At 73.7% G+C, this 4,063-nt stretch carries 7 protein-coding genes and 1 pseudogene; 3 read left to right on the top strand and 5 right to left on the bottom strand.

Features of this window, described 5'->3' with window-relative positions:
• The 3 genes from HUN59_RS19775 to HUN59_RS13620 all read right to left on the bottom strand — a co-directional run.
• The coding region (locus tag HUN59_RS19775; protein WP_254629886.1) for an ATP-binding cassette domain-containing protein at positions 1-239 on the bottom strand (239 nt) is incomplete at its 3' end.
• A 240-nt stretch (positions 240-479) separates the two neighbouring features.
• Positions 480-1,718, bottom strand: coding sequence for an MFS transporter (locus tag HUN59_RS13625; RefSeq protein WP_144802254.1), 1,239 nt, complete (start codon positions 1,716-1,718; stop codon positions 480-482).
• Positions 1,715-2,293 carry a MarR family winged helix-turn-helix transcriptional regulator gene (locus HUN59_RS13620; RefSeq protein ID WP_174778642.1) on the bottom strand — a complete coding sequence of 193 codons (579 nt, stop codon included), beginning with the start codon at positions 2,291-2,293 and terminating at the stop codon, positions 1,715-1,717. The genes HUN59_RS13625 and HUN59_RS13620 overlap by 4 nt, the downstream gene beginning before the upstream one ends.
• Before the next feature lie 61 nt (positions 2,294-2,354).
• On the opposite strand from HUN59_RS13620, the gene HUN59_RS13615 reads away from it, so the two are divergent.
• Positions 2,355-2,645 (top strand): hypothetical protein, encoded by a 291-nt coding sequence (locus HUN59_RS13615; RefSeq protein ID WP_083520084.1) that lies wholly within the window; start codon positions 2,355-2,357, stop codon positions 2,643-2,645.
• Between the two features lie 85 nt (positions 2,646-2,730).
• Complete coding sequence (locus HUN59_RS13610) at positions 2,731-2,991, top strand: thioredoxin family protein (RefSeq protein ID WP_174778641.1); 261 nt, start codon at positions 2,731-2,733, stop codon at positions 2,989-2,991.
• Between the two features lie 79 nt (positions 2,992-3,070).
• On the opposite strand, the gene HUN59_RS13605 is transcribed toward HUN59_RS13610, so the two are convergent.
• Complete coding sequence (locus HUN59_RS13605) at positions 3,071-3,688, bottom strand: DUF6716 putative glycosyltransferase (protein WP_174778640.1); 618 nt, start codon at positions 3,686-3,688, stop codon at positions 3,071-3,073.
• On the opposite strand from HUN59_RS13605, the pseudogene HUN59_RS20115 reads away from it, so the two are divergent.
• A pseudogene (locus HUN59_RS20115) lies at positions 3,599-3,826 on the top strand (DUF6716 putative glycosyltransferase); the annotation flags it as partial. The gene HUN59_RS13605 and the pseudogene HUN59_RS20115 overlap by 90 nt on opposite strands.
• Here HUN59_RS20115 and HUN59_RS19455 read toward each other — a convergent pair.
• Positions 3,801-4,019, bottom strand: coding sequence for a DUF6716 putative glycosyltransferase (locus HUN59_RS19455; protein ID WP_368076228.1), 219 nt, complete (start codon positions 4,017-4,019; stop codon positions 3,801-3,803). The pseudogene HUN59_RS20115 and the gene HUN59_RS19455 overlap by 26 nt on opposite strands.
• Positions 4,020-4,063: the final 44 nt, after the last annotated feature.

Here is a 4,063-nt window from a genome sequence, read left to right as displayed (position 1 = left end):
GCCCGAGGTCCGGCGGCGAGCTCCTGCCGCACGGTGGCCGCGACGAACTGGTGCTCGGGGTCCTGGAACACCGTCCCGATCCGGCCGGCGAGCTCCCGGCTGGACCAGGACGACGGCGCCGCCCCGGCCAGGCCGTGCCGCAGGGCGGGGGTGGCCTCGAGGACGCCGGCGTCGGGCGCGAGCAGCCCGGCGAGCGTCAGGCCGAGCGTCGACTTCCCGACGCCGTTCGGCCCGGTCACCGCCAGCACACGCCCGTGCCGGACCGTCAGGTCGATGCCGCTGCCGACCCGGTGCCCCCGGCCGCGCGCGGTCGCGAGTCCCCGAGCGTCGAGCAGCGCCCGAGCGTGCGCGCGGTCCTCCCCGGGGACCGCCTGCCGAGCCGAGCCCCGAGCAGGCTCCGACCCGCCCCACTCGCGCACACACGAACGGCCCGGAGCGCCGCAGCACCCCGAGCCGTCCGGTCAGCCCCGCGAGGAGCGTCAGACCATCTCGCCCGCCGAGATCGCTTCGGCCTCGACCCGCTCGGGCTCGGCCCCGTCGTCGACCCGGCGCAGGACCTTCGTCGTCGCGACGACCACCACGAACGCGATCGCCACCGAGACCCCGGCGAACACGTACGCCGCCGAGGGGGCGATCGCGTCGGCGAGCAGCGTCGCGACCGGCGGGGCGATCGCGCCACCGATGAAGCGCACCGCGGAGTACGCGCTCGAGGCGACGGAGCGGGGGAGGTCCGTCGCCTCCATGACGCACTCGGTGAGCACGGTGTTCAGGACACCGAGCACGAGTCCGCCGACGATCACGCAGACGATCAGGCCCGGCTGCGACCGCACGACGACGGCCGCGGCGAACAGGTCGAGCGCGAGCAGGGGCAGCGCGATCTTCAGGACCGTCGTGCGACGGAGCCGGGCGGTGAGCATCGGCGCGACCCACACCGAGGTGATCGCGAGCCCGACGCCCCAGCCGAAGAACGTGAAGCCGATGCCGAGTGCGCCGAAGCCGAGCGGGAACGGCGTGTAGGCGAGCAGGACGAAGAAACCGATGTTGTAGAAGAGCGCGGTGGCCGCCAGGGCCGCGAGTGCCGGTCGGCGCAGGGCACGGAACGGTGCGGAGAGCCGGGTGGGCGTGGGCTTCTCGAGCCCGGAGCTCTTGAGGAGCGCGACGACGGCGATGAACGCGACGGCCATGAGCGTCGTGACGCCGAAGAACGGGCCGCGCCAACTCACCGAGCCGAGCAGGCCACCGACGAGCGGGCCGACGGCGATGCCGAGGCCGAGCGCCGCCTCGTACAGGATGATCGCCGACGCGGTGCCGCCCGAGGCCGCACCCACGATGGTCGCGAGTGCGGTGGAGATGAAGAGCGCGTTCCCGAGACCCCAGCCGGCGCGGAACCCGATGATGTTCCAGACGCTGCCCGACGTGGCGGCGAGCACCGAGAACACCACGATGAGCGCGAGCCCGATGAGCAGGGTGTTCTTCGCGCCGATGCGGCTGGACACCCAGCTGGTGAAGAACATCGCGACGCCGGTGACGGCGAGGTAGCTCGTGAAGAGCAGCTCGGTCTGCGCCGCGGTCGCGTGCAGCGAGGTCGCGATCGCGGGCAGGATCGGGTCGACGAGGCCGATGCCCATGAAGGCGACGACGCAGGCGAAGGCGATCGCCCAGACCGCGGAGGACTGCTTGAGGATGCTGCCGGAGGCAGCGGGGGCGTGGGCGTTCACGCGTGGATCTCCGATCTGGTGGACGACGGGCTGGTGGACGACGGGCTGGTGGGGGACGGGCTGGTGGACGACGGGGCGGCGCCCGACGCCCTGGACGACAGGGCGGTCGACGACGGGCCGGCGCCCGGACCGCCGGGGGAAGGAACCGCGAGCGGCACCGCGACCCGCGACGCGATGACCTCGGCCGCGTCGTGCAGCACGTCCCACTCGTCGTCGTCCAGGTCGGCGAACACGGGCCCGACGGTCTCGGTGATGGTGGCCCGCCACGTCACGAGGCGGTCGTGGCCGGCCGGCGTGATCTCGATGAGCTGCCCGCGGGAGTCGTCCGGGTCGACCGTGCGGGTGACGAGTCCGTCCGCGAGCATCCCCGCGACGAGCCGGGTCATGGTCGGCTGCGCGACGCGGGACAGTGTCGCGAGCTCCCCGAGCCGCAGGGGCTGGTCGGTCTCGAGGATGCCGAGCGTGCGCCACACAGCCGCCGAGGTCGGGTTCCCCGTCGCCTGTGCGGCCGCGCGGATCAGGCGGTTCACCGAGACGAGGAGCGTCTCGATCGTCTGCGCCCTGGTCGGTTCCATAGCGGAACTATATAGCCGACCTATGCATCCGTCAACAGGTCGGCCCTGGTACAAGGGACGCATGAGCGACATCACCATCCACGAGGGCGACGAGTACACCGCGATCTTCCACGGTGGCCCCTTCGACGGGACGACCGACACCCGCACCGCGACGAGCGACGCGGTGGACGACCAGGTCACGGTGTACGCCGACGTCGAGGGCCTGCAGACGGCCTTCACCTACAAGGCCACCAAGACCCGTCAGGTGCTCGACCAGACCTCGGTCGAGTACGCCTACGACGCCGAGGACTCCGACCCGGTCGACGACCTGCAGGACCGCGGGGACCGCAGCGGCGAGTTCGACCGCGAGTAGCCACACCGCCCGGCTCGACCCGGCGAGCGCCGCGTGCCCCGATCCGATCGGGAGTGCACGCGGCGCTCGCTGCGTTGTGCCCTCCGTGCGACTCGACCTGTGGACCTCCGCCTTCTGCGCGCCCTGTGCTGCGGCCCGCCGCGTCACCGGTGAGGCGGCGGCCCTCGTCCCCGGACTGGCCGTGCGCGAACGCGACGTGGCCGCCGACCCCGACGGCGCCGAGGCCGTCGGCATCCGCTCGACGCCCACGATCATCGTCCGGCGCGAGGACGGCACCGAGGTCTTCCGCTCGCCCGGCGTCCCGTCCCGCGACCAGCTGCTGGTGGCGGTGGCGAAGGCGCTCTGACGTCCGCCCCGCCCGTCACGGCAGTCTGCTGACGAACGGTCTGGAGGCACGGTGCGGCTCCGCCCCACCGCCCACCCGGTCAGGCGGTGCGGCCCGTACCTCCGCTGCCGGCTCCCACGGCGTCCCGCTGGGCGCGGGGCGGCAGCACGAGGGCCGCGTCGCTCGCGCCGGGCCGCAGCACCACCCGCCGGAGTCGACGGAGCACGCGCTTCACGGTCCGCACCGGCGTGCCGAGCACGAGCGCGACGACGCCGATCGCCGTCCGGTCGGCCGCGCCGAGCGCGTTCTTCCGCTCCCACGCCCGACGCAGGGCACCGCCGCCGCTCCGCCGAGCGGCCGGTCGCACCGTCAGGGCACCGGCGTCCCGGAGCACCATGAGCTCCTCGGCGCGGTCGGCCCAGTCGTCCTCCGCGGGCGAGTGGAAGTGGTTGTCGTGCAGCCACTCGGGTCGGACGTTCCCGAAGCGTCCCTCGACGAGGTCGACCGCGTCGCCCTCGAGCCCGCTGTCCACGAACACCTCGTTGATGAGCGCCCGCGAGACGCCGAAGTCCGTCAGCGTCAGCGCCGGGACGCCCCGGGCGACGGCCTCGAGGACCGCCGGCGCGTCGTGGACTGGCTCGTCGAGACCGCCCGGCGCCACCCGGAGTGGCGCGTCGTCGTCAAGGTCCGTGCGGCGGCCGGGGAGCACCAGACGCACCGGGAGCAGTGGCCCTACCCGGAGCTGCTGCCCGCCGACCGGCCGGCGAACCTCGTGGTCGAGAGCGGTCCCATGGCGCAGCACCTCGACCGGGCGGTGGCACTCGTGACGATCAGTTCGACGGCGGTCCTCGAGGCCGTCGCCCGGGGCGTCCCGGCGCTGACGCTGACGGACTTCGGCGTCTCGCGGGCGAGTGGAAGTGGTTGTCGTGCAGCCACTCGGGTCGGACGTTCCCGAAGCGTCCCTCGACGAGGTCGACCGCGTCGCCCTCGAGCCCGCTGTCCACGAACACCTCGTTGATGAGCGCCCGCGAGACGCCGAAGTCCGTCAGCGTCAGCGCCGGGACGCCCCGGGCGACGGCCTCGAGGACCGCCG

It is taken from the genome of Curtobacterium sp. Csp2, from assembly GCF_013347165.1.
This window is presented reverse-complemented; position numbering and strand designations above follow the sequence as displayed.